The organism is Streptomyces sp. NBC_00390, assembly GCF_036057275.1.
Classification (GTDB): domain Bacteria; phylum Actinomycetota; class Actinomycetes; order Streptomycetales; family Streptomycetaceae; genus Streptomyces.
Genome location: NZ_CP107945.1, coordinates 6,249,133 through 6,275,786, shown reverse-complemented (window position 1 = coordinate 6,275,786; position 26,654 = coordinate 6,249,133). Strand labels below are relative to the sequence as shown.

Below are 26,654 nucleotides of genomic sequence, written 5' to 3'. Positions count from 1 at the left end.
TGCCTTCTCACGCCTTGCGGCGTGCCGCAATCGCCTCGTACACCATTCCGACAAGCAGATCATCTGCATCCCGGCGGCCGAACTCCGCGGCCGCGCGGGACATCTCGTACAACCGGTGCGGATCGGTAAGTACCGGAAGCACATTGCCCTGGACCCACTCAGGGGTGAGTTCGGCGTCGTCGACCAGCAGTCCGCCGCCGGCCTTCACCACCGGCTGGGCGTTCAGCCGCTGTTCGCCGTTGCCGATCGGCAGCGGTACGTACGCGGCGGGCAGCCCCACTGCGGAGAGTTCGGCGACGGTCATGGCGCCCGCACGGCACAGCATCATGTCGGCCGCGGCGTACGCGAGATCCATCCGGTCCACGTACGGTACCGGGACATACGGCGGCATGCCGGGCATGTTGTCCACGCGCGGCAGTTCGTTCTTCGGGCCGACCGCGTGCAGGACCTGGATACCGGACTGCTGGAGCACCGGGCCGATCTGCTGGATGACCTCGTTGAGCCGGCGTGCGCCCTGCGATCCGCCTGAGACCAGCAGCGTCGGCAGGTTGGGATCGAGCCCGAAGGCCGCACGTGCCTCGGGCCGCACCCGGGCGCGGTCCAGCGTCGCGATGGAGTGGCGCAGCGGGATGCCGATGTAGCGGGCGTTCCGCAGCTTGCTGTCCGGAGTGGCGACGGCGACCCCGGCGGCGTACCGCGACCCGATCTTGTTGGCGAGTCCGGGGCGGGCGTTGGCCTCATGGACGACGATCGGCACTCCGAGGCGCTTGGCGGCCAGATAGCCGGGCAGCGCGACATAGCCGCCGAAGCCGACGACACAGTCCGCCTTGGTCCGCTCCAGGATCTGCTCGGCGGCCTTGATCGTGCCGCGCAGCCGTCCGGGGACGGTGATCAGCTCGGGTGTGGGCTTGCGCGGCAGCGGAACGGCAGGGATGAGCGCCAGCTCGTAGCCGCGCTCGGGTACGAGCCTGGTTTCCAGGCCCCGCTCCGTGCCGAGGGCCGTGATACCCACGGTCGGGTCCTGCCTTCGCAGTGCGTCCGCGAGGGCGAGCGCGGGCTCGATGTGGCCGGCGGTCCCCCCACCGGCGAGTACGACATGCACCGAAATTCACCGCTCTCCGGACGGACGCTGCTTGACGCGCCGTCTCATCGTCTTCCATCTCACCCCGGGCCTCCGCATGGCCAGGGCCGCTTTCGCGGCGGGATCCTCTCGCGCGAAGGCGATCAGCAGCCCGACGGCGAACATCGTCGGCAGCAGTGCCGATCCTCCGTAGGAGAACAGCGGCAGCGGGACTCCGGCGATCGGCAGCAGGCCGAGCACCGCACCGATGTTGACCACGGCCTGGGCCGTGATCCAGGTGGTCACACCTCCCGCTGCGTACCTCACGAAGGGGTCCTCCGTGCGTCCGGCCACGCGGATACCCGCATAGCCTAGAGCCGCGAACAGAGCGAGCACCGACAGAGTCCCCGCCAGACCCAGTTCCTCACCGGCGATGGCGAAGATGAAATCGGTGTGCGGTTCGGGTAGTTGGCCCCATTTTTCCACACTTGCACCGAGACCGGAACCGAACCATCCGCCGGAGGCAAGAGCATAGATGCCGTGCACGGCCTGCCAGCACTCGCCTTTGGGGCCGAGATCGATGGCGCCGACGCAGAACAGCCTCGACATCCGGTTCTCATTGGTTCTGATCAGTACGAAACCGACGAAAGCGGCGACGGCCAGTACGCCGGCGAAAAGGCGGGTGGGGGCTCCCGCCAGCCACAGCAGACCGAAGAGAATCGCGGTCAGGATGATGGCGGTGCCCATGTCACCGCCGAGCATGATCAGACCGAGCAGCAGGAACGTGACCGGGACGAGCGGCACGAGCAGGTGCTTCCACTGGGTCAGCAGCCGCTTGTCCTGCTTGCGGGCGAGCAGGTCCGCGCCCCACAGGATCAGCGCGAGTTTGCCGAACTCACTGGGCTGGAGCTGGAACGGGCCGCCGAGGTAGAGCCAGTTCTGGTTGCCGTTGACCGAATGCCCTATCCCGGGGACCTGGACGAGGACCATCAGGAAGACCGCGCCCACCAGGAGGGGATAGGAGAGCGCCCGGTGCAGTTTGACGGGCATCCGGGAGGCGAGCAGCAGCAGCACGGCACCGATGACGGCGGCCAGGAACTGTTTGCGGAAGAAGTACGTGGCGGGCAGCGAGAGCTCGAGCGCCTTGATGATCGAGGCGGAGTAGACCATCACCAGGCCGAGCACGGTGATCAGCAGGCTGCTGCCGAGGATCACGTAGTACGCGGTCAGCGGCCGGTCCCAGGCCCGCCGCGCCTGCTCGTACAGCCGCCGGATCCCGCTGCCGCGGGGCGGCCGCGGCGCGCCGGACCCGGAGGCGTTCCCGCCCCGGGCCGCCGGCAGTCGCCGCACAGCGGCTCCGCCCCTGCCGCGCAGGGCCACACCGGCCGGGCCGGCGAGGGCGGGCACAGGTACGGGTACGGGAACGAGAAGGCCCCCGAGGGCCCTCCAGGCGCCCGCGAGGGGGCGCCGCCGAGCCGCCGGGAACAGGCCCCTGGACCGGGTGGTGCCGTCGGCGGCGAGGGGCGCGGCTTCGCTGTGCGGACCCACGCCGGGAGGGGCCGTTCGCCCGGCCTCCGGCGCCTGGGGCACATGCCTGGCCGGGAGGCCACCGTCGGCGAAGGCGCCGGCGTCGACCGGGCCGTTCCGCTGAGCCGAGGGCACGCGCCCGGCCCGGGCCTCACGCACGGCCTCACCGGGCGCGGCCGCGCCCGGTGCGGTGACGGAGTCAGCAGGCACGGGTGGAGTCGGCCGCCCGGTCCGGGGCGCCGCAACGGGCCGTGTGCCCGCATGACGCGGTACCGGGTCGGGAACGCCCGCCTCGGGTGCAGATGCCCCGGGACGGGGCGGATTGGCCGGCATGGTCGCTGTCCCCTCCAGTCGTGCCTGGCGCGCTGCCGGGAATCCTGGGCGGCGCGGAGGTGGGCCGGTCAGGCGCGCTCGTCGGCGAGGGCGCGGACCGCGTCCGCGAAGGCCTCGCCTCGCTTGTTGTAGTTGGCGAACATGTCCATCGAGGCGCACGCCGGGGCCAGCAGAACCGTGTCTCCCGGCCGGGCGAGCTGCGCCGCTTCGCGGACCGCCGCGGACATCGCCCCAGTGTCGGTCCGGTCGAGCTCGACGACCGGGACTTCGGGCGCGTGTCGCACGAGGGCTTCCCGGACGAGAGCGCGGTCCGCCCCGATCAGCACCACACCGCGCAGCCGCGGTGCGGACTTCTCGACGATCTCGTCGAAGGTCGCGCCCTTGGCAAGTCCCCCCGCGATCCACACGATCGGGTCGTAGGCGGCCAGAGAGGCTTCCGCGGCATGGGTGTTGGTGGCCTTGGAGTCGTCGATGTACGTGACGCCCGCGACCTCCTCGACGCGCTCGATGCGGTGCGCGTCAGGGCGGAAGTTGCGCAGCCCCTCGCGTACCGCGGCCGGTGCGACGCCGAACGCCCGCGCAAGCGCCGCCGCCGCAAGGGCATTGGCGATGTTGTGCGGGGCGGGCGGGTCGATGTCCGTGACCTCGGCGAGTTCCTGGGCCTGCTTGTGACGGTTCTCGACGAACGCCCGGTCCACCAGGATCCCGTCCACGACGCCGAGTTGGGAGGGGCCGGGCGTGCTGAGGGTGAAGCCGATGGCTCGGCAGCCCTCTTCGACGTCCGCCTCGCGCACCAGGTCCTCGGTGGCGGGATCGGCGACGTTGTAGACGCAGGCGACCGAGTTGCCCTCGTAGATCCGGCCCTTGTCGGCGGCGTACTCCTTCATGGAGCCGTGCCAGTCGAGATGGTCGGGTGCGAGGTTGAGCACGGCGCCGGAGTGGGCGCGCAGCGAGGGCGCCCAGTGCAGCTGGTAGCTGGAGAGTTCGACGGCGAGCACGTCGTACGGCTCGTCGCCGGTGACCACGTCGATGATCGGGGTGCCGATGTTGCCGATCGCGGCGGTACGCAGCCCCGCGGCCGACAGGATCGAGGCGAGCATCCGCGTCGTGGTCGTCTTGCCGTTGGTACCGGTGATCGCGAGCCACGGAGCGGCGTCCGGGCCGCGCAGCCGCCAGGCGATCTCGACATCGCCGACGACGTCCACACCCGCCTGGGCAGCGGCTGCGAAGAGCGGGCTGGACGGCTTCCAGCCGGGCGAGGTGACGACGAGGTCGGTCCCCTCGGGCAGGGTCTGCGCGTCGCCGAGGCGCACGGTGATCCCCAGCTCGGCCAGTTCGGCCGCGCGGGCGCGGTGCTCCTCGCTGTCGCCGCCGTCCACGACGGTGAGCGATGCACCGAGGCCGGTCAGGGCGCGGGCGGCGCTGATGCCGCTCACGCCGAGACCCGCGACGGTGATCCGCTTGCCCTGCCAGTCCCGGTCACTCACTTGTCGGCTGCCCATCCTGCGTAGAAGAGCCCCAGACCCACGATGACGCACATGCCCTGGATGATCCAGAAGCGGACCACCACAAGGACCTCGGACCACCCCTTGAGTTCGAAGTGGTGCTGGAGCGGCGCCATCCGGAAGACACGCTTACCGGTCATCTTGAACGAGCCGACCTGAATGACCACGGACATGGTGATCAGGACGAAGAGTCCGCCGAGGAGGGCCAGCAGGAGTTCCGTACGGGAGCAGATCGCCAGACCCGCGAGCGCTCCACCGAGCGCGAGCGAACCGGTGTCGCCCATGAAGATCTTGGCGGGTGAGGTGTTCCACCACAGGAAGCCGAAGCAGGAGCCCATCAGGGCGGAGGCGACGACCGCGAGATCGAGCGGATCCCGTACCTCGAAGCAGGCGTTGGGGTTGGTCAGCGTGACGGCGTTGGCGCAGGACTCCTGGAACTGCCAGAGCCCGATGAAGGTGTACGCGCCGAAGACCATCACCGAAGCGCCGGTGGCCAGGCCGTCCAGGCCGTCGGTCAGATTCACGCCGTTGGACATCGCGAGAATCATGAACAGCGCCCAGATGACGAACAGCACCGGGCCGATCGACCAGCCGAAGTCCGTGATGAACGACAGCTTGGTGGAGGCGGGGGTCTGGTGGCGGCTGTCGGCGAACTGCAGCGACAGCACGGCGAAGGCGATACCGACGATCAGCTGGCCGGCCATCTTCGCCTTGGCCCGCAGACCGAGCGAACGCTGTTTGACGATCTTGATGTAGTCGTCCAGGAAGCCGACAAGGCCCATGCCCGCCATCAGGAACAGCACCAGCACACCCGAGAAGGTCGGGTCCTCACCGGTGATGACCTTGGCGAGCGCGTACGCGACGAGCGTGGCCAGGATGAAGGAGATGCCGCCCATGGTGGGCGTGCCCTTCTTGCTGCCGTGGCTGCGCGGGCCGTCGTCGCGGATGAACTGCCCGTATCCCTTGCGGGCCAGCAGCTTGATCAGCAGCGGGGTACCGATCAGGGTCAGGAAGAGACCGATGGCTCCCGCGAAGAGGATCTGCCTCATCGGACGGCACCCTCACCCTCGAGCAGAGCCTCGGCGACCCGCTCCAGTCCCACCGCCCTGGAAGCCTTCACCAGCACGACGTCTCCCGGGCGCAACTCACTGCGCAACAGGTCGACAGCCGCCTGCGCGTCGGACACGTGCACCGACTCCTCACCCCACGAACCCTCGTTATAAGCGCCCAGCTGCAACCAGGCCGCTTCCCTGCCCCCGACCGCCACGAGCCTGCTGACGTTGAGCCGGACGGCAAGCCGTCCGACCGCGTCGTGCTCGGCGAGCGCCTCGTCCCCGAGCTCGGCCATCCTGCCCAGCACCGCCCACGTACGACGCCCCTTGCCCATGGCGGCCAGCGCGCGCAGCGCGGCACGCATGGACTCGGGGTTCGCGTTGTAGGCGTCGTTGACGACCGTCACGCCGTCCGGACGCTCGGTGACCTCCATGCGCCAGCGGGAGAGGGTGCCCGCCTCGGAGAGCGCACGGGCGATCTCGTCGACGGACATGCCCAGCTCATGGGCGACGGCGGCCGCGGCGAGCGCGTTCGACACGTGGTGCTCACCGTACAGCCGCATGGTCACGTCACTGCACCCGGTGGGTGTGTGGAGTGTGAAGGCAGGCTGTCCGAGCTCCGTGAGCCGGACATTCTCCGCGCGTACGGCGGCGTCCGCGGACTCGCCGAAGAGCAGCACACGGGCCTTTGTCCGGGATTCCATGGCCCGCACCAGCGGGTCGTCGGCATTGAGGACGGCGACGCCGTCGGCCGGGAGGGACTCGACCATCTCGCCCTTGGCCTCGGCGATCTGCTCGCGCCCGCCGAACTCGCCGATGTGGGCGGTGCCGACGTTGAGCACCAGGCCGATCCTGGGCGGGGTGAGCTCGGTGAGGTACCGGATGTGGCCGATGCCGCGTGCCCCCATCTCCAGGACGAGATGCTCGGTCTCCTCGGTGGCGCGCAGCGCGGTGAGCGGCAGCCCGATCTCGTTGTTGAGGGAGCCCGGTGTCCAGACCGTGGGCGCCTTCTGCTGGAGCACCTGGGCGATCAGGTCCTTGGTGCTGGTCTTGCCGGCCGAGCCGGTCAGCGCGACGACCTGGGTGCCGAGCCGTTCGACGACGGCACGGGCCAGCCGCCCGAGGGCGCTCTGTACGTCGTCGACGACGATGGCGGGCACGCCCACCGGGCGGGCGGCCAGCACGGCAGCCGCACCCGCCGCCACCGCGCGCTCCGCGTAGTCGTGGCCGTCGACGTTCTCGCCGTGGAAGGCGGCGAAGAGACTGCCGGGTTCGACGGCTCGGGAGTCGATCACGACAGGCCCGGTGACCCGGGCGCCCGGATCCGGTATGTCGTACGTCTGCCCGCCGACGATTTCGGCGATCTCGGCGAGGGTGAGGGCGATCACTGGGTCATCCCTGACTGTTCTCGTGCTGATGGGCGCGGCGTGCTGCGTTTTCGATGGCTGCGCGAAGGACCTCACGGTCGTCGAACGGGCGGACCACTCCGGCGATGTCCTGGCCCTGCTCATGCCCCTTGCCGGCGACCAGCACGGTGTCGCCGGGCTCCGCCCGGGCGACGGCCGCGGCGATGGCCGCGGCCCGGTCGGCCTCGACCAGGACGTCACCGCGCTCGTGGATCGGCACCTCGGCGGCGCCCGCGAGCATCGTGGCGAGGATCGCCAGCGGGTCCTCGGAGCGGGGGTTGTCGGAGGTCAGTACGGCGGTGTCGGCGAGCCGCGCTGCGGCGGCGCCCATCGGGCCGCGTTTGGTCGTGTCGCGGTCGCCGCCGCAGCCGAGCACGATGTGCAGCCGGCCCTCGGTGACCTTGCGCAGGGAACGCAGGACCGATTCGACGGCGTCGGTCTTGTGGGCGTAGTCGACGACCGCGAGGTACGGCTGGCCCGCGTCCACGCGCTCCAGACGGCCCGGTACGCCGGGAACGGCCGCGACGCCGTCTGCGGCGGTCTGCGGGTCGATGCCGGCGACGGCGAGGGTGACGACGGCGGCCAGTGTGTTGGCGACGTTGAACGGACCCGGCAGCGGTGCCGTCGCGCGTACCCGCTCGCCCCGTGGGCCGACCGCGGTGAACGAGGAGCCGTGCGAGCCGACCTCGACGTCCTCGGCGCGCCAGTCGGCGTCCGGGTGGCCCTCCGCGGAGAAGGTGGTGACCGGGACGGACGCCTCCTTGACCAGCCTGCGGCCGTACTCGTCGTCGAGGTTGACGACCGCGGCCCTGCTGCGCTTGGGCGTGAACAGCTGCGCCTTCGCCTGGAAGTAGTCCTCCATGCCGGAATGGAACTCCATGTGCTCCGGGCTGAGGTTGTTGAAGACGGCGATGTCGAAGACACAGCCGTCGACCCGGCCGAGCACGAGGGCGTGGCTGGAGACCTCCATCGCGACCGATTCGACGCCGCGCTCGCGCATGACGGCGAACAGGGCCTGGAGGTCGGTGGCTTCCGGGGTGGTGCGCTCGGACTTGATGCGCTCGTCGCCGATTCGCATCTCGACCGTGCCGATCAGGCCGGTGGCGCGGCCGGCCGCACGGAGCCCGCCCTCGACGAGATACGCCGTGGTGGTCTTGCCCGAGGTACCGGTGATACCGATCTGGAGCAGGGCGTCGCCGGGGCGGCCGTAGATCTCGGCGGCGAGTTCGCCCATCCGGCCGCGCGGGTTCTCGGTGACCAGGACCGGCAGGCCGGTGGCCGCCGCGCGCTCCGCGCCCGCCGGGTCGGTGAGGATCGCGCCGGCCCCGAGGTCGGCCGCCTGGGCGACGAAGTCGGCGCCGTGGAGGCGGGCGCCGGGGAGGGCGGCGTACACGTCACCGGGGCGTACCGCCCGCGAATCGTGGGTGATGCCGGTGACCGCGCCGGAACCGGGCGGCTCGACCTCCAGACGGTCGGCCAGCACCCCGAGAGGGGTCGGGCGGACCTCGGCCGGACGGGGCGGGGCGGTTCGGTACTGATCAGCGTGTGGCACGGCGGTGAGCGTACCGGGCGGAATGGGCCGGGGGGAAAAAGAGGGGGTCCCTGCCGGGCGGTCGCCGGGTCGGTCCTCGTCGGGAGTGATTGCTCTCACTGTGGTTCCTCCGGTCATTCGCCGGGGTCGAAGGTGACGGGGAGCCGGGCCGGTGCCTTGCCGGTCGGTGCGATCTGCAGGGACTTCAGCGAGAACTCCATGACCTTCTGGTAGACCGGACCGCAGATCTGGCCGCCGAAGTAACTCCCCTTGGTGGGGTTCTGGATCGCGCAGTAGACCGTGATCTCCGGCTTGTCCGCGGGCGCGAATCCGGCGAAGGACGCCGTGTAGCCCCTGTAGCGGCCGAGCTCGGGGTCGACGCGGTTGGCCGTGCCGGTCTTGCCCGCGACGCGGTAGCCGGGGATGCGGGCCTTGGTGCCGGTGCCTTCCCGGTCGTCGACGACGGACTCGAGCATGGTGGCCAGTGTCCGCGCGGTCTGCTCGCTGACCACGCGGTTCTTCTCGGGCGCGGGGGCCGCGACGAACTGCCCGTCGGGGCCCCGGGTGCCGCGGATCAGGGTGGGCTCGATGCGTACACCGCCGTTGGCGATGGTCGAGTACACGGAGGCGGCCTGCATGGCGTTCAGCGACAGACCCTGACCGAACGGGATCGTGTACTGCTGCGAAGTGGACCACTTCTGCGGCTTGGCGAGGATGCCGGGGGTTTCGCCGGGGTACTCGAGCCCGGTCGGGCGGCCGATGCCGAACTTGCGCAGGTAGGAGTGGAGCACCTGGTTCGCCTCGGCCTGTGTCTTCCCGAGCTGCCCGGTCGCCAGGATCGTGCCGAGGTTGCTGGACTTGGCGAGTACGCCGTTGAGCGTGAGGTACCAGGTGGGGTGGTCGATGTCGTCCTTGAACAGCCGGTCGCCGCGGTGCAGCCGGTTGGGTACGACGACATGGGTGCCGGGGGTGGCGGCCTTCTCCTCCAGGACGGCGGCCATGGACATCACCTTGGCGGTGGAGCCGGGCTCGTACACGTCCTGGAGCGCGGCGTTGCCCATGGCCGCGGAGTTGGCCTGGCCGAGGTCGTTGGGGTCGAAGCCAGGGGCGTTGGCCATGGCGAGCACCTCGCCGGTGCGGGTGTTCTGCACGATCACATAGCCGCGGTCCGCCTTTGACTTGCCCACCTGCTCCGAGATGGCCTTCTGGGCGGCCCACTGGATGTCGCGGTCGATGGTCAGCTCGACGTCGGAGCCGGGGACGGCGGGCACCTCGCGGGAGCCTGCGGTGGGGACGCGGCGGCCACCGGACTGGGCGTATGTGATCTGGCCGTCCTCGCCGGCGAGCGTCTTGTCGAGCATGGACTCGACACCGCCGCCGCCGCGGTTCTCGGCGTTGACGTAGCCGAGTATCCCGGCGGCGAGATCGCCGTTGGGGTAGACGCGCTTGCTGCTCGGCTCCTGGAAGATGCCGGCCAGCACATTGGCGCCGGGTCCGCCGGTCCGCCTGTCGGCGGCGGCCTCCTCGGCGTAGATGCCCTTGAGGTCCTTGATCTGGTTCCAGACCTGGGGGGTCTGGCGGCGGGCCAGCACGGCGTAGCGGGACTTGGGCGCCTTGAGCTTCTTCGTCAGCTCGGCGACGTCCTTGCCGAGGATCGGGGCGAGCAGCGCGGCCGCCTGTTCCGGCGCGTCCTCGGCCTTGCTCTCCTTCGGCGTGAACATCTTCGGGTCGGCGGTGATGTCGTGCGCGTCGACGCTGATGGCGAGTGCGATACCGGCCCGATCGGTGATCTCGCCGCGTTCCGCGGCGAGTTTGTGGCTGAGGTAGCGGTTCTTCTCGGCCTTGGCCGCATAGGCGCTCCCGTCGACGGCCTGCACCTGGAGCAGCCGCACCACGAACACCAGCATGACGAGGGTGAGGCCGAGGCTGACCAGCCGCAGCCGGGGACGCGGGCTGCCGAGGCGGAGCGTGCGGGCGGCCGGGCGCGGGCGGCGCGGCGCCGGGCGTACGGACGGCTGCCTCGAGGGCCGCCTGGCGGGGCCCGGCACCCGGCGGCGCGGAGGTTCCTTGCGGGGCACTGCGTCACCTGCCGGGGAGGGTCGGGGTCGGCTTCGGGGACGTACGGGGGGCGGGGGCGGACACGGGCGGCGCAGAGGCCGCGGATGCGCGCGTCTGCGGGGCTGCTGAACGGGGTGCCTGGGTGGCGGCAGGGGGCGTCGCCGGTGGCCGGGCGGAGCCGGGGGCGGCCGCGGAGGGGGCGGCGGCCGCGGGAGAGGCCGTCGGGGCGGCGGCCGCGGGTGCGGGTGAGGCCGTCACGGAAGGGGCCGCGGGCGACGCGGAGGCCAGAGGCGTGGGATCGGGGATCGCCTGTGCGGTGGCCTCGTCGGGTACGCCGTGGATTTTGCCGTCGGGTCCGAGGAAGGCGGGGTTGCCGCCGGGCACCATGCCGAGCTCCCGGGCCCGCCGCTCCAGCGCGTCCGGCGCGGAGCGGCTGTCCACGTCCCGCTGCAGCGCCTGTTCCTGGTCGGTGAGGTCGGTGGTCCGCTTCTTGAGTTCGCTCAGCTTGAACGATCCCTGGTTGAGCGAGGAGTTGAGCAGGAGAAGAGTGATCAGCCCCCCGGACAGCAGGAGCACGACCAGCAGGACGAAGGGTGTACGGGCGGCGGTGCTCGGCCCGGACGGCATCAGCCGCGCGAGCTGCGCGGCCTTCCCCTTCAGCTGCTTGGCCGCTGTGCTCAAGGTGTCCTCCGCATCGCCGCGCCGCCCGTCGTGCACCCCGCCCCGTACACCCCCGCGCCGCTCACGACACGTCCTCCCGGATGCGCTCTGCTCCCCTCAGACGCGCGGGAGCCGCCCGGCGGTTCTCGGCCACCTCTTCGTCGGTGGGCAGTTCCGCACCGCGTGTCAGCAGCTTGAGCCGGGGCTGGTACTGCTCCGGGACGACAGGCAGTCCGGGCGGCGCCGTGTTCGCGGCACCGGCCGCGAAGACCTGCTTGACCAGCCGGTCTTCCAGCGAGTGGTACGACAGGACGGCGATCCGGCCGCCGACGGCGAGCGTCCCGACCGCGGCCGGCACGGCCCGTTCGAGAACGCTGAGCTCGCCGTTCACCTCGATCCGCAGGGCCTGGAAGGTGCGCTTGGCCGGATTGCCGCCGGTGCGCTTGGCCGCCTGCGGCAGTGCGTCCCGGATCAGCTCGACGAGCCGCGCGCTGTTGGTGAAGGGCTCCTTCTCCCGCTCCCGCACGATCGCCGAGACGATCCGCTTGGCCTGCTTCTCCTCGCCGTACGAGCGCAGGATCCGCACCAGCTCGCCCGCCGGGTAGGTGTTGAGCACTTCGGCCGCGCTCATGCCCGTCGTCTGGTCCATGCGCATGTCGAGCGGGGCGTCCTGGGCGTACGCGAAGCCCCGGTCGGCCTCGTCCAGCTGCATGGAGGAGACACCGAGATCGAAGAGCACACCCTCGACGCGCGGGACGCCGAGCCGGGCGAGGACCTCGGGAAGTTCGTCGTAGACGGCGTGCACCAAGGTCGCCCGGTCGCCGAACGGTGCGAGCCGCTCACCCGACAGGCGCAGTGCCTCCCTGTCCCGGTCGAGTGCGATCAGACGTGCCTCGGGAAACTGCGTGAGCAGCGCCTCACTGTGACCGCCGAGTCCGAGGGTGCAGTCGACGACGACCGCACCCGGCCTCTGCAGGGCCGGGGCCAACAGGTCCAGGCACCGCTGGAGCATCACCGGGACGTGTCGGGTGTGGCTCATGCGCCCTCTCAGGTACGGCGCGGGCGGGGCATGGCCGGGCCGTGCGTACGCCGCGCACGCGGAAAATCTTGCGGGAGACCACCAGATGTGCCGATGGCGTCCGTGAACTCGCGTCACTTTAGTCCACCGGTCCGGCCGGTCAATCAACCGGCGAGCGCGTCGCGTGGGCCGCCGTTCCACACTTGTGGGTTACCTCACAACAACGCACGTTGACGGTCTTTGTCCGCTCTCACAACGGGCCGGGACGCGTTGTGCCCAGTACCTTCATTGCCATGTCGACTTCTGCGCACAAGTCCGCCGAGCCGGTTCCCACAGGCGGGACGGTCACAGACCGACTCGTCGAAGCCAACCTGCGCTACGCCGCCGAGTTCCAGGACCCCGGGATGGACGCGCGGCCGGTGCTCCAGGTCGCCGTGGTCGCCTGCATGGACGCCCGGCTCGACCTGCACGCCGCGCTGGGCCTGGAACTGGGCGACTGCCACACCATCCGCAACGCCGGCGGCGTGGTCACCGATGACGTGATCCGTTCACTGACCATCAGCCAGCGGGCGCTGGGCACGCGCAGCGTGATACTGGTCCACCACACCGGCTGCGGTCTGGAGAAGATCACCGAGGACTTCCGGATCGAGCTGGAGGAGGAGGTCGGCCAGCGTCCGGCGTGGGCGGTCGAGGCGTTCCGCGACGTGGAGCAGGACGTACGGCAGTCGATGCAGCGGGTGCGCACCTCACCGTTCCTGCTGCACACGGATGACGTCCGGGGCTTCGTCTTCGATGTCACGAAGGGTGTACTGCGGGAGATCGACCCCGCTGAGTGACCGGTCAGGCACTCGACAATTGAACCAAACCCGGCATATCCCTCCCAGTTATCCACAGGCGAGTGACACAACGCGGTAACGCCAACAAGAATGCGGGTGAGACATCCCTCCGGAACCCCTCCGGAGGCGGTGTCCGTGTTTCGGGGTGGGCCGTGCTGTGTCAGGCACCGGCCCTAGAACGGGCCGAGGAGGGCCGGGTGACGACCTATGACGATCGAGCGAGCCTCACAGATCTGACCACCACAGCGGAGCGTGTCCGCAGGTCGGTGGAGAGTGTGATCGAGGGCAAGCCTGAGGTCGTACGGCTTTCGCTGACCGTGTTGCTGGCGGAGGGACATCTGCTGATCGAAGATGTCCCCGGCGTCGGCAAGACGATGCTGGCCAAGGCACTTGCACGCTCCATCGACTGCTCGGTGCGGCGTATCCAGTTCACGCCGGATCTGCTTCCGTCCGACATCACCGGTGTGTCGATCTTCGACCAGCAGCGACGCGACTTCGAGTTCAAGCCCGGCGCGATCTTCGCCCAGATCGTGATCGGCGACGAGATCAACCGCGCTTCGCCCAAGACGCAGTCCGCGCTGCTGGAGTCCATGGAGGAGCGCCAGGTCACCATCGACGGGCACAGCTACGAGCTGCCCAACCCGTTCATGGTGGTGGCGACGCAGAACCCGGTGGAGATGGAGGGCACCTACCCTCTCCCCGAGGCGCAGCGCGACCGTTTCATGGCGCGGGTGTCCATCGGCTACCCGAGTGCGGCGGCCGAGCTGCAGATGCTCGATGTCCACGGCGGCGTCAACCCGCTGGACGACCTGCAGCCGGTGGCGCACGCCCACGAGATCGTGAAGCTCATCGAGGCGGTGCGCCAGGTCCACGTGGCCGAATCCGTGCGGCGGTACGCGGTGGAACTGGTGGCTGCCACCCGTAACCACCCGGACCTCAGACTCGGCGCGTCCCCGCGCGCGACGCTGCATCTGCTGCGTGCCGCGAAGGCGTCGGCCGCACTCAGCGGCCGTGAGTACGCCCTGCCGGACGATGTGCAGGGCCTGGCCGTGCAGGTGCTGGCGCACCGCCTGCTGCCCACCGCACAGGCGCAGCTGAACCGCCGCACCGCCGAGCAGGTCGTGCTCGACATCGTGCAGCGCACCCCCGTGCCCACGTCCGGCAGCCCGGACGGCGCCTATGTGGCGGGCGGGCAGCAGCAGCCGCTCTACGGCCAGCAGCCCGGCGCCCGGCGGCTGTGATGTCGGCCCAGGGTCCCGCCGCCCCCGACGGCCACGAAGACAGCAAGGACAAGGGCGGTGTGAAGGCGGCTCTGGGCGGGCTGACCACGCGGGGCCGATCCTTCCTCGCCGCAGGGGTGGCGGCCGCCGCATGCGCGTATGTGCTCGGGCAGGCCGATCTGCTGCGGGTCGGCCTGCTGCTCGCCGTACTGCCGTTGCTGGCCGTGCTGGTGCTGTACCGCACCCGCTACCGGGTCGCGGCCAGCCGGCGGCTCGCGCCTGCCCGGGTGCCCTCCGGCTCCGAGTCCCGGGTGCACCTTCGGATGGACAATGTCTCGCGGATGCCCACCGGGCTGCTGATGCTCCAGGACCACGTGCCGTACGTGCTGGGGCCACGCCCCCGGTTCGTGCTGGACCGGGTGGAGGCGGGCGGCCGGCGCGAGGTGTCCTACCGTGTCCGTTCCGACCTGCGCGGGCGTTATCCGCTCGGCCCGCTGCAGCTCAGGTTGAGCGACCCGTTCGGGATGTGCGAGCTGACCCGCTCCTTCAGCGCGTTCGACACCCTCACCGTCATCCCCCGGACCGAGGCGCTGCCCGCGGTGCGCCTGTCCGGCGAGGCGTCCGGGTACGGCGACGGGCGCCAGCGCTCGCTCGCCCTGGCCGGTGACGACGACGTGATCCCCCGCGCCTACCGCCACGGAGACGATCTCCGCCGGGTTCACTGGCGCTCCACCGCGCGCTACGGCGAGCTGATGGTGCGCCGCGAGGAGCAGCCGCAGCGGTCCCGCTGCACGGTGCTGCTCGACACCCGGGCCAAGGCCTATCAAGGCTCGGGACCGGACTCGGCCTTCGAGTGGGCGGTCTCCGGCGCGGCATCGGCCCTGATGCACCTGCTGGAGCGGGGCTTCGCCGTCCGGCTGCTCACGGACACCGGTGCCTCCGTGCCCGGCGAGGGCTCCGACGGCTTCGCCGGCTCGTCCCAGGAGTCCGCGGCCTCCGCGGGCACGATGATGGACACCCTCGCCGTCGTGGACCACTCCGACGGTGGCGGACTGTCGCGCGCGTACGACGTGCTGCGCGGCGGCAACGAAGGTCTGCTGGTCGCCTTCTTCGGCGACCTTGACGACGAACAGGCCGCGATGGCGGCCAGGATGCGCCGGCGCAGCGGTGCGGCGGTCGCCTTCGTGCTGGACAGCGGGACCTGGGTGACCGGCGGTGCGGTGGCGGGCGCGGTCGACGAAAGGCTGCAACAGCTGCGCGAAGCGGGCTGGACGGCGCTCGCGGCGCCGCCAGGGGCGCCGCTGGCCGATCTGTGGCAGCAGGCGGGCCGGCAGTACACCGACTCGCCCGGCGCCGGTACGAACGGGTTCACGGGGGGTTGGTCATGAGCGGTCGCGGAAGGCTCGCGCTGTGCGCCTTCGCCGCCACCCTGATGACGGCGGCGTCACTGCTGCCGCTGGTCGATTCGGCGGGCTGGCTGGTGCAGGCGGCGTTCCTGCTGGCGATCCAGTGCGGCGTCGGCGCACTCGTCCTGCGGGTGCCGCTGGCCCGGCCCCTGACGGTGGCGGCGCAGGCGCTGGCGGCGCTGCTGCTGCTCACCGCGGTGTTCGCCCATGAGAAGGCACTGCTGTGGGTGCTGCCGGGCCCGGAGGCGTTCGAGCAGTTCTCCCGGTTGCTGACGACGGGCGCGGACGACGTGGGCCGCTATGCGAGCCCGGCCCCGGCGACCGACGGCATCGAGCTGATGCTGATCGGCGGTGTGCTGCTGATCGGTCTCGCGGTGGACGCGCTCGCGGTGACGTACCGCAGCGCGGCCCCGGCCGGTCTGCCGCTGCTCGCGCTCTACTCGGTGGCCGCCGGACTCTCCGGCGGCGCGAGCTGGATCTGGTTCCTCCTCGCGGCCTGCGGCTATCTGGTGCTTCTGCTGGCCGAGGGCCGCGACCGGCTCTCCCAGTGGGGGCGCGTCTTCGGCGGCGCGCCGCCGGGCCAGGCGCGTACGCCCGGCGGGTTCGCCGGTGGCAGCAGCCAGGCCACGGCGCCGGTCCGCACGGGGCGCCGGATCGGCGCGCTGGCGCTCGGTGTCGCACTGGCGGTCCCGGCGGCGCTGCCCGCCCTGAACGGCGGGCTGCTCGGCGGCGTGGGGAACGGCCCCGGCTCGGGTCCGGGCGGTGGCGGCACGATCGACGCGGTGAACCCGCTGGTCGCGCTCGACGACAGTCTGAAGCAGTCGGAGAACCGCGAGGTGCTGCGGTACCGGACGAACGCGCCCGCCCTCAAGGACATGTATCTGCGGATCGTCGCGCTCGACAAGTTCAACGGCACCGCGTGGAGTTCCTCCCAGCGCAGCGTGGGGAGCGTGCCGGAGCGGCTGCCCGAGCCCCCCGGGCTGAGCCCGGCGGTCGCCGTCACCGAGGTCAGGACGAACCTGTCCGCGGCCAAGACCTACCGGCAGAGCTGGCTGCCGCTGCCCTATCCGGCGACCAAGGTGGCCATCGACGGGAACTGGCGTTTCGAGCCCGTGGGACGCGGCCTGGTCGGTGACCGGAAGCAGACCACCTCGGGCGTGCAGTACTCGGCGAACAGCCTGGTGGTGCGGCCGACGCAGGACCAGCTGGTCGACGCCCCGCCCGCATCCGCCGCCCTGCGGCGTGAGTTCACGCAGGTGCCCGACGCACTGCCGGACGACGTCAGGCGGACCGCGCAGAAGGTCACCAAGGGCGCGACGAACGACTGGGAACGGGCCGTGGCGCTGCAGGACTGGTTCGCCGAGGACGGCGGATTCGTCTACGACACCAAGGTGCAGTCGGGTACGGGCGCCAGGGCGATCAGCCGCTTCCTGCAGCAGAAGGAGGGCTTCTGCGTCCACTTCTCGTTCTCGATGGCGGCGATGGCCCGGACGCTGGGCATCCCGGCCCGGGTCGCCGTGGGATTCGTGCCCGGAACCCCGCAGTCGGACGGCACGGTCTCGGTCGGTCTGCGTGATGCGCACGCCTGGCCGGAGCTGTACTTCGAGGGCGTGGGCTGGACGCGTTTCGAGCCGACCCCGAGCCGTGGCAACGTCCCCGACTACGCGCGGCCGCAGGCCCCTTCAGGCTCCCCCAGCGACCCGGCGCAGCCCGAGGAGCAGGAGTCCTCGGCGCCGTCGGTGGCCCCGACCGACCGGGGCGCCTGCCCCGAGCCGGAGCGGCGCCTCGGCGAGTGCGGCGCTGCCGCTCCCCGTGACATCGAGCCGCCCGAGGCCGGCGACTCAACGCTGGGCACGGTGCTGACCGTGGGTCTGAGCGTGGTGGGAGCAGCGCTGGTGCTGCTGCTTCCACTGCTGTGGCGGCTCAGGACTCGCGCCCGCAGGCTGACCCCGAGTGTGCGCAGACCTGCGAAGGCGGCGGCCGACGACGAGGTGTCCGCCGAGGGCTTCGCGACACCGGCCACCGCGGGTCGTACGGACGTGGACGACCCGGGCAGGACGCTGGCCGTCTGGCAGGAGGTCAACGACACGGCCTGGGACTTCGGTATCTCGCCCGACGAATCGCAGACGCCGCGCAAGGCGGCGGCCCGCATCGTCCGGCTGGGCAAGCTGGAGGACGAGCCCGCGGCAGCGGTGCACCGGATGGCCCGCGCGGTGGAACAGGTGCTGTACGCCCCGTCCCCCCGCCCCGTCACCGGTCTTGCGGAGGACGCCCGCCGGATCCGTGAGGGCCTGCGGGAGGCGGCGGACTTCAGGACCCGCACGCGGGCTCTGCTGCTGCCTCCGTCATCGGTCCGGGTGGTGTGGGCCCTCTCGGAGGGCTGGGCCACGCTCACGGACCGCTGGAGCCCTCGCCGCCTGGGCCTGGACCGCTGGACGGGGAGGCTGCGTCTGCCGTCCCGCCAGCGAGGCTGACGGCGGCCGTACGGGGCGGGCGGGTGTCCGGCACCCGCCCGCCCTGTACGCGCTCACAGGAGCACGACCGGCCCCGTCCGTACGTGCAGCCCGCACACCCCGGCGTGGAGCGCAACCCGGTCGCTTGGGGATGCGCCGGATGACGTGACCGAACTCGGTCCGAGATCCCCGGAGCACGTGTCCGGAGCCGGGTCGGGGGGGGTCCGAGGCCGGACACCGCAACGGGTGAGGGGCGACGCCGGAAGCGTCGCCCCTCACCCGTTGCGGTACGTATGTGGTCCGCGGCCTCGGTCCCCGCGGTGCTCAGTGGCCCTGTTCGTCGCGGCGGCGCTGCCACCGCTGTTCGATCCGGTCCAACATCGACCTGCGCTGATGGGACTGCCGGCGTGGAGCCGGATCCCCAGGGGTCTGCTGCTCGCCCGGTTTCGGCGCCTTGCGCCAGCCGGTGACCGCCAGGACCGCACAGCCGAGCATGACGAGGAAACCCACCACGCTGATCCAGATCTGCTGGGCGACCATTCCGGCCATGAGGAGCGCGATACCCACCAGGAAGCCTGCGACTGCCTGGTAGACCCGTCGCCGGGTGTACGTACGCAGCCCGCTTCCCTCAAGCGCTGTCGCGAACTTGGGATCTTCGGCGTACAGCGCTCGCTCCATCTGCTCGAGCATTCGCTGCTCGTGCTCCGAGAGCGGCACGGAGTCCTCCTAGTCGTCGGTCGCGGGGGCGACCGGTATGCGGCCCTTTCAGGATAGGCAGGGTTTCGCCCCCGTGAAACCCACCCACTCGCCATTCGCCGGTCCGGGCCGCCATGCCGGACAGATGCTGAGGCGTTGATTCCCCAACAGCCCGTCCGCCATGCCGGATGGTGTCCCCCGATCATACGGGGCGAACGCCACGAACGGAGGGTCTGTGGCGTACTCCATCTGCCGCTGCGCCGCTGATCAGCCCCGCTTCTCGCCCAGTACGTGCAGCTGGGTCGCGACCGAGTGGAACGCCGGGAGCTCGGCGGCCGCCGCCTCGAGCTTCAGCAGGGCGTCCAGAGCTCCCGGCTCGGTGTCCACCAGAACGCCCGGAACCAGATCGGCGAAGACCCGGACACCGTGCACGGCACCCACCTCGGCGCCGGCGGCCACAACGGCCTCGCCGAGCTGCTCGGCCGTGAAGCGCCGCGGGATCGGGTCACCGGCGCCCCAGCGGCCGTCGGGGTCCGTGAGCGCGCGCCGGGCCTCGGTGAAGTGACCGGCGAGCGCGCGGGCGAGGACCGCGCCGCCGGTTCCGGCCGCGAGCAGGCTGAGCGCTCCGGCGGGGCGCAGCGCGTCCACCGCGTTGCGCACGCCCTCGGCCAGATCGTCCGCGTACTCCAGGACTCCGTGGCACAGCACGACGTCGTAGCCTCCGCGCTCGACGACGTCGAACAGGCCGTGGATATCGCCCTGGACGCCGTTGACCCGCTCGGCGACTCCCGCCTCGGCAGCCCGCCGCTCGAGCGCGAACAGCGCGTTCGGACTGGGGTCGACGACCGTGACCCGGTGGCCGAGCCGGGCGACGGGCACCGCGAAGTTGCCGCTGCCGCCGCCGGTGTCGAGGACGTCCAGGGCGTCCTTCCCGGTCGCCTTGACCCGGCGGTCGAGCGCCTCCTCGAGGATGTGCCAGACCACGGCGGTACGGAGAGAGGCGCGGGGTCGCATCGGGTCCGACACGGCAGTTGACTCCTCGGGCTGTGTGCTGGTGAAGACGCAGCCCACCCTATTGCCTCCGACGGCCTTGCCCGGGCCTTGGTCTCACCCCACGGCGCCCTCCGTGCCGGGCCGCTCCGGCTGGTCGGCACGGGGCTGGGGCAGCACGGGCTGAAGCACCAGCAGCCGCTCGACCAGGCGCAGGAACATGGCCGCGTCGCGCAGCAGGTCGTCCGCGTCGCGCGTGCTGGCGGCGCCCTGGATGCCGGCCTCGGCGCGGGCCCGCCGGGTCGCGCCGGAGGCGAACAGCAGGCTCCACTCGGCCAGCTCGGGAGCTATTTCGGGAAGCACTTCCCAGGCGCTCCTTATGCGCTGCCTGCGACGGGGGCCGGTCTCGGGGCGGCCACGGGCCGCGAGCACCGCGGCAGCGGTGCGCAGCGCGGCGAGATGGGCCGTGGCATACCGCTCGTTCGGCTGGGTGAGGGTGGCGGCCTCGTCCAGGCCCGCGCGGGCCTGGGCGAGCAGATCGAGGGCGGCGGGCGGCGCCGAGGCCCGCCGCAGGACGGGGTGCATGTCGTGCGCCGGTCCGGTCAGTGAGGGGGCAGGGCCGGTGGCGCGGCGCCGAGCTGCGGCTGCTGCGGAGTAGCTGGCCATGACGAACCTCCTGTCGTCGTGTGACGGCACTGTGGCCGTATGTGTCCATCGTGAAGGCCACCACTGACAATCGGCTCTGACCTGCGACTTTCCTGGTGAGGTGGCGGGCGGCGGCACCGGCTAAGGTGAAATGCAGGAGCAGGCGGGACCCGGGAGCCGGCATGCGCGGACATCGCAGCGACCCGCCGCCCGACAGTGCGCAGCAACTCCTGGTCACCCTTGGGCAGCTCGTCGACCAGGCGCTGGAGCGGATCAAGCTCCAGCAGGCGCGCGTCGAGCTGGCCATGGCCCTTCAGCGCCACATGCTCCCGCCCGGGCTGCCGGAGCTGCCCGGTCTGCACATCGCGGCCCGCTACACGCCCTCACGGGACGGCCTCGACGTGGGCGGCGACTGGTACGACGCCTTCGTGATGAAGGACGGGTCCCTGGCGCTCGCGATCGGCGATGTGCAGGGCCACGACGTGGAGGCCATCGCGTTCATGGGGCAGGTACGCACCACCATGCGGGCCCTCGCCCAGGCGACGAGCGATCCGCGAGAAGTGCTCAGCGGCGCCAACGACCTGCTGATCTCGATGGGTTGCGGCCTCTTCGCGACCTGCTGCTTCATGCGCTTCGACCCGGTCACCCGCGATCTCACGGTGTCCCGGGCCGGCCATGTCCCGATGGTCTGGGCCACTGCCGGCGGTGGCTACGGCGTCGCCCTCGACAGCGGAGGTCCGCCTCTGGGCATCGTGGCGGGTGTGCGCTATCCGGTGACGCACCGACGGCTGCTGGAGGCAGGGGTCGTGGTCCTGGTCACCGACGGGGTCGTGGAAGGACCCGACTATCCGATGGAGGCGGGTCTGGCCGAGGTGGCCCAGCTGGTACGCGCGGGCTTCGACGCAGCCCCCGACGTGCTGGCCCACGCGGTGGTCAAGGTGGCCGACATGACGGGACACCGTGACGACGCCGCCGTGCTCGTGGTCCGCTACGACGGCCCGCCTGAGCCGCTCTGACCGCTCTGCGCATCCTGAGTCGCCGTGGGTCCGCCGAGGGCGCAAACTGCTGACGTGCGCACTGCGGAGATCGGCCGTTACGGTTCTGCTGCCCTGCGCATCCTCGCCGTTGCCGCCGTCTACTACGGGTCCGCCCGGCTGGGACTGCTTCAGCAGCTCGTGCGCGGGCAGGTCACGCCGCTGTGGCCGCCGACCGGTGTCGCACTCGCCGGCCTGCTCTTCTTCGGTCTGCGCGTCTGGCCCGGCATCGCACTCGGGGCGTTCCTGGTCAATCTGACCATCGGCCCTTCGGCCGTCGGCGTGCTGGCCATCGCAGCCGGCAACACCCTGGCGCCCGTCTGCGCGTACCTGATGCTGGGCCGGGCCGGGTTCCGTGACGAACTGGACCGGCTGCGGGACGTACTGGCGCTGATCTTCCTCGGAGCGCTGGCCGGGATGCTGGTCAGCTCGACGGTGGGCACTTCGGTGCTCGTGTACTCCGGGGCGCTGGAGCAGAGCGAATTCTGGCCGGCCTGGTCGGTGTGGTGGACCGGCGACGCCATGGGGGTCCTCGTGGTCACCCCGTTCCTGCTCCTCCTGCGCAGGGCCCGGTGGCCACTGACCGCCCGGCCCGCCCGCTGGATCGAGGCGGCGGCACTGCTGGCGACCACGGCCTCCGCGACGGTTCTCGCGACGAGTACGAGCAGCAGTTCCCTGCTCTTCCTGGTCTTCCCCTGCCTGATCTGGGCCGCTTTCCGCTTCCAGCTGGCCGGCGCCGCGCCGTGTGCGCTGGTGGTGTCGACGCTGGCGATCCACGCGGCGGCCGTGAGGTCCGGACCGTTCGCGGGTGGGGACCTGTTCTCGAACATGGTCACTCTGCAGGCCTTCAACGGTGCGGCGGCGCTGACCGCCCTGCTGCTGGCTGCGGTCATCACCGAGCGGAACGAGACCCACGACGAGATCGAACGGGTCTGTGCACGGCTGTCCGAGATCGTGTCCCGCATCGAGCCCCGCGCGGGGTGGAACGACTTCCCGCCCGCCGAGGGCGGAACCCGGCCCCGTCCGCCCGAACGCGGGCGCTGACCCCGGGTTTTGCTTCACACCCGGGTTCGGGGGTAGTTTTTGAACTGACCAGTCAGTTCAAAGGGGGAAGTGGGGTGGGGGACGTGGACAGCCCGCACGGGGCGGCCGTCACCGCCGAGGGCTTCGGACTCAAGGGCCCGCGCGGATGGACGTTCCGCTCGGTGAGCATCGATGCGGCACCCGGCACGCTCGTGGCGATCGAGGGGCCCTCGGGTTCGGGGCGGACCTGTCTGCTGCTCGCTCTCACCGGGCGGATGCGTCCGACCGAGGGCCGGGCCGAGGTGGGCGGTCTGCCGCTGCCGCGCAAGATGGCCGCGGTGCGCCGGATCAGCGCACTCGGCCCGGTTCCCGGGGTCAGCGAGCTCGACCCGGCGCTGACCGTCGCCGAACACCTGCGGGAACGCGCCCTGCTGCAGCGGCGGTACGACGGCTCGCTGCGCGCCCTGTTGCGCCCGCGCGCCGAGCGGGCCGCCGAGGCCCGCGGCCGCATCGATGCGGCGCTGGAGGCCGCCGGGCTGGACCTGGCCACGCTGCCCAAGCAGGAGCGGACCTCGGTACGCGATCTGGAGCGGCTCGAGGGGCTGCGGCTGTCCGTCGCGCTCGCCCTGATCGGCCGGCCGCGGCTGCTGGCCGTCGACGACACCGACCTCAAGCTGTCCGACGCCGACCGGGCCGAGGCGTGGGCGCTTCTGCGCCGCGTCGCCGAGGGCGGCACGACCGTGCTCGCGGTGTGCAGCCAGGCCCCGGAGGGCACGACGGTCGTCCGCACGACGGCAGGACAGGACATCCCCGCCGCCGATGCGGACGCCGAGGCCGGTTCCGAGGCCGGTTCCGGGACCGGCGCGCAGGCCGTGGTGCCTCCCACGCAGCCCGAGTCCGAGGCCGGCACGAAGTCCGACACCGAGGCCGGGGCCGAGACCTGCACCGAGGTCGAAGCCGGGTCCCGGTCCGAGGCCGCCGTCGAGTCCAGGCCCGACACCGAGCCCGAGGCCGACACCGAGCCCGAGAACGGCACCGGGACCGAGAACGGCACCGGGACAGGGTCCGGTGACGCATCCCCGCCGGAGTCCGGCAGCGGCCCGGACAGCGGCAGCGAGGGCACGGGCAGGTCCGCCGCCGACATCCGTACGAAGGACACGAACGAGGAGGGGGCGGCCGATGCGTTCGCCGAAACTGGCCGCGCTTGAGCTGAGGCGCTTCGGCAGGGGAAAGCTGCCGGGTGCCGCGCTCGTCGCGGTCCTGCTGCTGCCGCTGCTCTACGGCGCCCTGTACCTGTGCTCCTTCTGGGACCCCTACAGCCGGCTCGACAAGATCCCTGTCGCGCTCGTCAACGAGGACAAGGGCGCCACCGCCGACGGCAAGAAGATCGCCGCCGGTGACGAGATCACCAAGAAGCTTCGCGAGAGCGGCGTCTTCGAGTGGCACGAGGTGGGTGACGCGGAGGCCCGCAAGGGCGTCGAGAACGGCACGTACTACCTCTCGCTGACCATGCCGAAGGACTTCAGCCGCCGTATCGCCTCCAGCTCCGGCGACTCGCCGGAGACCGGAGCGCTGAAGGTCCGTACGAACGACGCCAACAACTACATCGTCGGACAGATCTCGCGGACCGTCTTCACCGAGGTGCGCACGGCCGCGTCCACCGACGCGTCCCGCTCGTTCCTCGACCGGATCTTCATCTCTTTCTCCGACATCCACGGGGCGACCGAGAAGGCCGCCAAGGGTGCCGACAAGCTCAAGGACGGTGTGGGCAAGGCCAAGCAGGGCTCGAAGGACCTCGCCGACGGGCTCAAGGACGCCAAGGACGGCAGCGGAAAGCTGGCCGGCGGGTTGACCCGGCTCACCAAGGGCGCCGCCGGCCTCGAGTCCGGCTCCCGGCAGGTCGCCGACGGCACTCAGGAGCTCGCCGACAAGGTCAACACGTACGCCAACGGCATCCGCCCGTACCTCAAGGACAACGGCAGGCTGATCGGGGACTCGGCCCTTCTGGTCGCCGACACCTCCCAGGCGGTCCGCCGCAACCTCGACGAGCTGGTCAAGGCCGCACCGGGCACGGCGGCCGCCGCCCATGCGTCGGCCGACGAGCTCGGCGAGCTCTACGGGACGCGCTGCGAGCAGGAGTTGCTCCCCGACCCTGCGTTCTGCCCCGCGCTCAAGCGGGCGAGGGACACGGCCTCCGATGTCGCCGGGATCGCGGACGACGTCAACGCGCTGGTGAAGGACAACAGCGGCGATCTCAAGAAGCTGGACGGGCATCTCCAGAAGCTGGAGAAGCAGGCGCGGGATCTCGCCGAACGGGCTCCCCGCCTCAACGAGGATCTGGAGTCGACCGTCCGCGACATCAACAAGCTCAACGCGGGCGCCCACAAGGTCGCCAAGGGCGCCGGCGATCTGCACACCGGACTGACCAGTGCCAGGACGGGGTCCACCGACCTCGACTCGGGTGTCGGCAAACTCAAGAAGGGCGCGGGTGACTTGGACGGCGGGCTGTTCCGGCTCAAGGACGGTTCCACCGAGCTGGCCGGCGGGCTGAACGACGGCGTGGACAAGATCCCCGACTACGACAAGCAGGAACGCGACCGCCGCACCGAGGTGATGGCCGATCCGGTCCAGCTGGCCGCCCAGTCCCTGCACAAGGCCCCCAACTACGGCACCGGTTTCGCTCCGTACTTCATCCCGCTCTCGCTCTGGGTCGGCTCGATGGTCGCGTACATGATCATCCAGCCGCTCAACCGCCGCGCACTCGCCGCCGGTGCCTCCGCCTGGCGGATCGCCCTGGCCGGGCTGCTGCCGGTGGCCGTGATCGGTCTGCTGCAGGTCGCCGCCCTGATGTCGGTGCTGCACTGGGGCATGGGTCTGAAGCTCGCGTACGCCGCCGGGGCCGTCGCGTTCCTGGGGCTGGTCGCCTGCTGCTTCGCGGCGATCATCCAGTGGCTGAACGCCCGTTTCGGGGCCGCGGGCCGGATCCTGGTCCTCGCGGCGCTGATGCTCCAGCTGACCTCGGCCGGCGGCACGTATCCGGTGCAGACCAGCCCGGCGTTCTTCAACTGGATCCATCCCTTCCTGCCGATGACGTACGTCGTGGAGGCGCTGCGCAGGCTGATCACGGGCGGCGGGCTCGGACCGGTGTGGCAGGCGTGCGCCGTGCTGGCCGCCTTCACCGCGGGAGCGCTCGCGCTGACCGCCGTCTCCGCCCGGCGCAAGCAGGTGTGGACGCTGGACCGGCTGCATCCGGAGCTGAGCCTGTGACCGCGCTGAAACCTGTGAGAATCGATCTCATGGACACCAGCACCAGACGCCGGGCCACCCGCGCCAAGCTCTACGAGGCAGCGGTCACACTCATCGCCGAACAGGGCTTCTCCGCCACGACGGTGGACGAGATCGCCGAGCGCGCCGGGGTGGCCAAGGGCACGGTCTACTACAACTTCAAGAGCAAGACCGAGCTCTTCGAGGAGCTGCTGCGCTACGGCGTCGGGCTGCTGACCGCCTCGCTGCAGCAGGCCGCCGACGAGACACAGGAGCGCGGCGGCTCCAAGGTCGAGGCGCTGGACGCGATGATCAGGGCCGGTCTGGTCTTCATCGACCGCTATCCGGCCTTCACCCAGCTGTACGTCGCCGAGCTGTGGCGGACGAACCGGGCCTGGCAGTCGACGCTGCTGGTCGTGCGGCAGGAGGCGGTGGCCGTCGTCGAGACGGTGCTGCGGGAGGGGGTCGAACGCGGCGAGCTGAGCCCGGAGATCGACATTCCGCTCACTGCCGCGGCACTGGTCGGGATGGTGCTGGTGGCGGCGCTGGACTGGCAGGCGTTCCAGCGGGAGCGCTCGCTGGACGATGTGCACGGGGCGCTGTCCCTGCTGCTGCACGGGCGGGTGAGCGGCCGCCGGGACTGAGCCGCCGCGGGCCCCGCCGGTGCGGCTGCGCCCGCGGCCCGGAGACATGAATGCGCCGGTCCGGTGACGGCTCGATCCCCCCGAGCCTCGCCGGACCGGCGCATTCCCCCGTGTCCCCGTTCCCCTGTCCCCGTTCCCTCCCTGTTCCCCCTCGTCCCCCGTGGTCCGAAGAGCCCGGTCCCCGCTGTTCCCCCGCGGTCATGGGCTCTTCGTCGTGCACCCCGTTCCGGCAGGGGAGCCGCGCCGTTCCGCCGCCCCGTGTCGTCGGTGCCGGCGCCGCGCCCCTTCCGTGG

General features: G+C 71.3%; 21 protein-coding genes. 9 read left to right on the top strand and 12 right to left on the bottom strand.

The window, feature by feature from the left end:
- Nucleotides 1-7 precede the first annotated feature (7 nt).
- The 9 genes from murG to rsmH all read right to left on the bottom strand — a co-directional run bounded on the left by murG (nt 8) and on the right by rsmH (nt 12,171).
- A complete protein-coding gene (gene murG / locus OHS70_RS27700) occupies nt 8-1,102 on the bottom strand; it encodes an undecaprenyldiphospho-muramoylpentapeptide beta-N-acetylglucosaminyltransferase (protein WP_328401676.1) in 1,095 nt (364 codons plus the stop codon).
- 6 nt (nt 1,103-1,108) lie between these two features.
- Entirely contained in the window at nt 1,109-2,467 is a 1,359-nt protein-coding gene (ftsW, locus tag OHS70_RS27695) for a putative lipid II flippase FtsW (protein ID WP_443062764.1), read from the bottom strand.
- A 521-nt stretch (nt 2,468-2,988) separates the two neighbouring features.
- On the bottom strand, nt 2,989-4,422 hold the full coding sequence (gene murD / locus OHS70_RS27690) for a UDP-N-acetylmuramoyl-L-alanine--D-glutamate ligase (protein ID WP_328401674.1): 1,434 nt from the start codon (nt 4,420-4,422) through the stop codon (nt 2,989-2,991).
- Nucleotides 4,404-5,474 carry a phospho-N-acetylmuramoyl-pentapeptide-transferase gene (gene mraY, locus OHS70_RS27685; protein WP_328401673.1) on the bottom strand — a complete coding sequence of 357 codons (1,071 nt, stop codon included), beginning with the start codon at nt 5,472-5,474 and terminating at the stop codon, nt 4,404-4,406. The genes murD and mraY overlap by 19 nt, the downstream gene beginning before the upstream one ends.
- A complete protein-coding gene (locus tag OHS70_RS27680) occupies nt 5,471-6,865 on the bottom strand; it encodes a UDP-N-acetylmuramoyl-tripeptide--D-alanyl-D-alanine ligase (RefSeq protein WP_328401671.1) in 1,395 nt (464 codons plus the stop codon). The genes mraY and OHS70_RS27680 overlap by 4 nt, the downstream gene beginning before the upstream one ends.
- 4 nt (nt 6,866-6,869) lie before the next feature.
- The gene (locus OHS70_RS27675; RefSeq protein WP_443062668.1) at nt 6,870-8,534 is read right to left on the bottom strand and encodes a UDP-N-acetylmuramoyl-L-alanyl-D-glutamate--2,6-diaminopimelate ligase; all 1,665 of its coding nucleotides are present in this window, start codon (nt 8,532-8,534) and stop codon (nt 6,870-6,872) included.
- A gap of 14 nt (nt 8,535-8,548) precedes the next feature.
- A complete protein-coding gene (locus OHS70_RS27670) occupies nt 8,549-10,492 on the bottom strand; it encodes a peptidoglycan D,D-transpeptidase FtsI family protein (protein ID WP_328401667.1) in 1,944 nt (647 codons plus the stop codon).
- A 4-nt stretch (nt 10,493-10,496) separates the two neighbouring features.
- Entirely contained in the window at nt 10,497-11,153 is a 657-nt protein-coding gene (locus tag OHS70_RS27665) for an FtsB family cell division protein (protein WP_328401665.1), read from the bottom strand.
- 61 nt (nt 11,154-11,214) lie between these two features.
- Nucleotides 11,215-12,171 (bottom strand): 16S rRNA (cytosine(1402)-N(4))-methyltransferase RsmH, encoded by a 957-nt coding sequence (rsmH, locus tag OHS70_RS27660; protein WP_328401663.1) that lies wholly within the window; start codon nt 12,169-12,171, stop codon nt 11,215-11,217.
- 272 nt (nt 12,172-12,443) lie between these two features.
- Between rsmH and OHS70_RS27655 the strand changes: the two genes are divergently transcribed.
- From OHS70_RS27655 to OHS70_RS27640, 4 genes are all read left to right on the top strand, one after another.
- Complete coding sequence (locus OHS70_RS27655; RefSeq protein ID WP_328401662.1) at nt 12,444-12,986, top strand: beta-class carbonic anhydrase; 543 nt, start codon at nt 12,444-12,446, stop codon at nt 12,984-12,986.
- A 197-nt stretch (nt 12,987-13,183) separates the two neighbouring features.
- Complete coding sequence (locus tag OHS70_RS27650; protein WP_328401660.1) at nt 13,184-14,227, top strand: AAA family ATPase; 1,044 nt, start codon at nt 13,184-13,186, stop codon at nt 14,225-14,227.
- Nucleotides 14,227-15,594, top strand: coding sequence for a DUF58 domain-containing protein (locus tag OHS70_RS27645; protein WP_328401658.1), 1,368 nt, complete (start codon nt 14,227-14,229; stop codon nt 15,592-15,594). The genes OHS70_RS27650 and OHS70_RS27645 overlap by 1 nt, the downstream gene beginning before the upstream one ends.
- Nucleotides 15,591-18,086: a transglutaminase TgpA family protein gene (locus OHS70_RS27640; protein WP_328401656.1), complete on the top strand. Its 2,496-nt coding sequence runs from the start codon at nt 15,591-15,593 to the stop codon at nt 18,084-18,086. The genes OHS70_RS27645 and OHS70_RS27640 overlap by 4 nt, the downstream gene beginning before the upstream one ends.
- Before the next feature lie 303 nt (nt 18,087-18,389).
- Here the strand turns inward: OHS70_RS27640 and OHS70_RS27635 are convergent, their stop codons facing one another.
- From OHS70_RS27635 to OHS70_RS27625, 3 genes are all read right to left on the bottom strand, one after another.
- Complete coding sequence (locus OHS70_RS27635; RefSeq protein ID WP_328401654.1) at nt 18,390-18,782, bottom strand: DUF3040 domain-containing protein; 393 nt, start codon at nt 18,780-18,782, stop codon at nt 18,390-18,392.
- Between the two features lie 246 nt (nt 18,783-19,028).
- Nucleotides 19,029-19,787 carry a methyltransferase gene (locus OHS70_RS27630; RefSeq protein ID WP_328401653.1) on the bottom strand — a complete coding sequence of 253 codons (759 nt, stop codon included), beginning with the start codon at nt 19,785-19,787 and terminating at the stop codon, nt 19,029-19,031.
- Between the two features lie 81 nt (nt 19,788-19,868).
- Nucleotides 19,869-20,417 carry an SAV_6107 family HEPN domain-containing protein gene (locus OHS70_RS27625; RefSeq protein ID WP_328401651.1) on the bottom strand — a complete coding sequence of 183 codons (549 nt, stop codon included), beginning with the start codon at nt 20,415-20,417 and terminating at the stop codon, nt 19,869-19,871.
- Between the two features lie 161 nt (nt 20,418-20,578).
- Between OHS70_RS27625 and OHS70_RS27620 the strand changes: the two genes are divergently transcribed.
- From OHS70_RS27620 to OHS70_RS27600, 5 genes are all read left to right on the top strand, one after another.
- The gene (locus OHS70_RS27620) at nt 20,579-21,412 is read left to right on the top strand and encodes a PP2C family protein-serine/threonine phosphatase (RefSeq protein WP_328401648.1); all 834 of its coding nucleotides are present in this window, start codon (nt 20,579-20,581) and stop codon (nt 21,410-21,412) included.
- Between the two features lie 54 nt (nt 21,413-21,466).
- A complete protein-coding gene (locus tag OHS70_RS27615) occupies nt 21,467-22,474 on the top strand; it encodes an MASE1 domain-containing protein (RefSeq protein WP_328401646.1) in 1,008 nt (335 codons plus the stop codon).
- Between the two features lie 83 nt (nt 22,475-22,557).
- Complete coding sequence (locus OHS70_RS39155) at nt 22,558-23,661, top strand: ATP-binding cassette domain-containing protein (RefSeq protein ID WP_443062667.1); 1,104 nt, start codon at nt 22,558-22,560, stop codon at nt 23,659-23,661.
- A complete protein-coding gene (locus tag OHS70_RS27605) occupies nt 23,633-25,720 on the top strand; it encodes a YhgE/Pip domain-containing protein (RefSeq protein ID WP_328401644.1) in 2,088 nt (695 codons plus the stop codon). The genes OHS70_RS39155 and OHS70_RS27605 overlap by 29 nt, the downstream gene beginning before the upstream one ends.
- 29 nt (nt 25,721-25,749) lie before the next feature.
- Nucleotides 25,750-26,361: a TetR/AcrR family transcriptional regulator gene (locus OHS70_RS27600; RefSeq protein ID WP_328401642.1), complete on the top strand. Its 612-nt coding sequence runs from the start codon at nt 25,750-25,752 to the stop codon at nt 26,359-26,361.
- The last annotated feature ends 293 nt before the right edge of the window (nt 26,362-26,654 follow it).

What these genes read in the sequence shown, in the direction of transcription:
- OHS70_RS27620 (WP_328401648.1), top strand. Translation starts at nt 20,579, where the DNA reads ATGCGCGGACATCGCAGCGACCCGCCGCCCGACAGTGCGCAGCAACTC.
- OHS70_RS27645 (WP_328401658.1), top strand. Translation starts at nt 14,227, where the DNA reads ATGTCGGCCCAGGGTCCCGCCGCCCCCGACGGCCACGAAGACAGCAAG.
- mraY (WP_328401673.1), bottom strand. Translation starts at nt 5,474, where the DNA reads ATGAGGCAGATCCTCTTCGCGGGAGCCATCGGTCTCTTCCTGACCCTG.
- OHS70_RS27655 (WP_328401662.1), top strand. Translation starts at nt 12,444, where the DNA reads ATGTCGACTTCTGCGCACAAGTCCGCCGAGCCGGTTCCCACAGGCGGG.
- OHS70_RS27600 (WP_328401642.1), top strand. Translation starts at nt 25,750, where the DNA reads ATGGACACCAGCACCAGACGCCGGGCCACCCGCGCCAAGCTCTACGAG.
- OHS70_RS27640 (WP_328401656.1), top strand. Translation starts at nt 15,591, where the DNA reads ATGAGCGGTCGCGGAAGGCTCGCGCTGTGCGCCTTCGCCGCCACCCTG.
- OHS70_RS27605 (WP_328401644.1), top strand. Translation starts at nt 23,633, where the DNA reads ATGCGTTCGCCGAAACTGGCCGCGCTTGAGCTGAGGCGCTTCGGCAGG.
- murD (WP_328401674.1), bottom strand. Translation starts at nt 4,422, where the DNA reads ATGGGCAGCCGACAAGTGAGTGACCGGGACTGGCAGGGCAAGCGGATC.
- OHS70_RS27625 (WP_328401651.1), bottom strand. Translation starts at nt 20,417, where the DNA reads ATGGCCAGCTACTCCGCAGCAGCCGCAGCTCGGCGCCGCGCCACCGGC.
- rsmH (WP_328401663.1), bottom strand. Translation starts at nt 12,171, where the DNA reads ATGAGCCACACCCGACACGTCCCGGTGATGCTCCAGCGGTGCCTGGAC.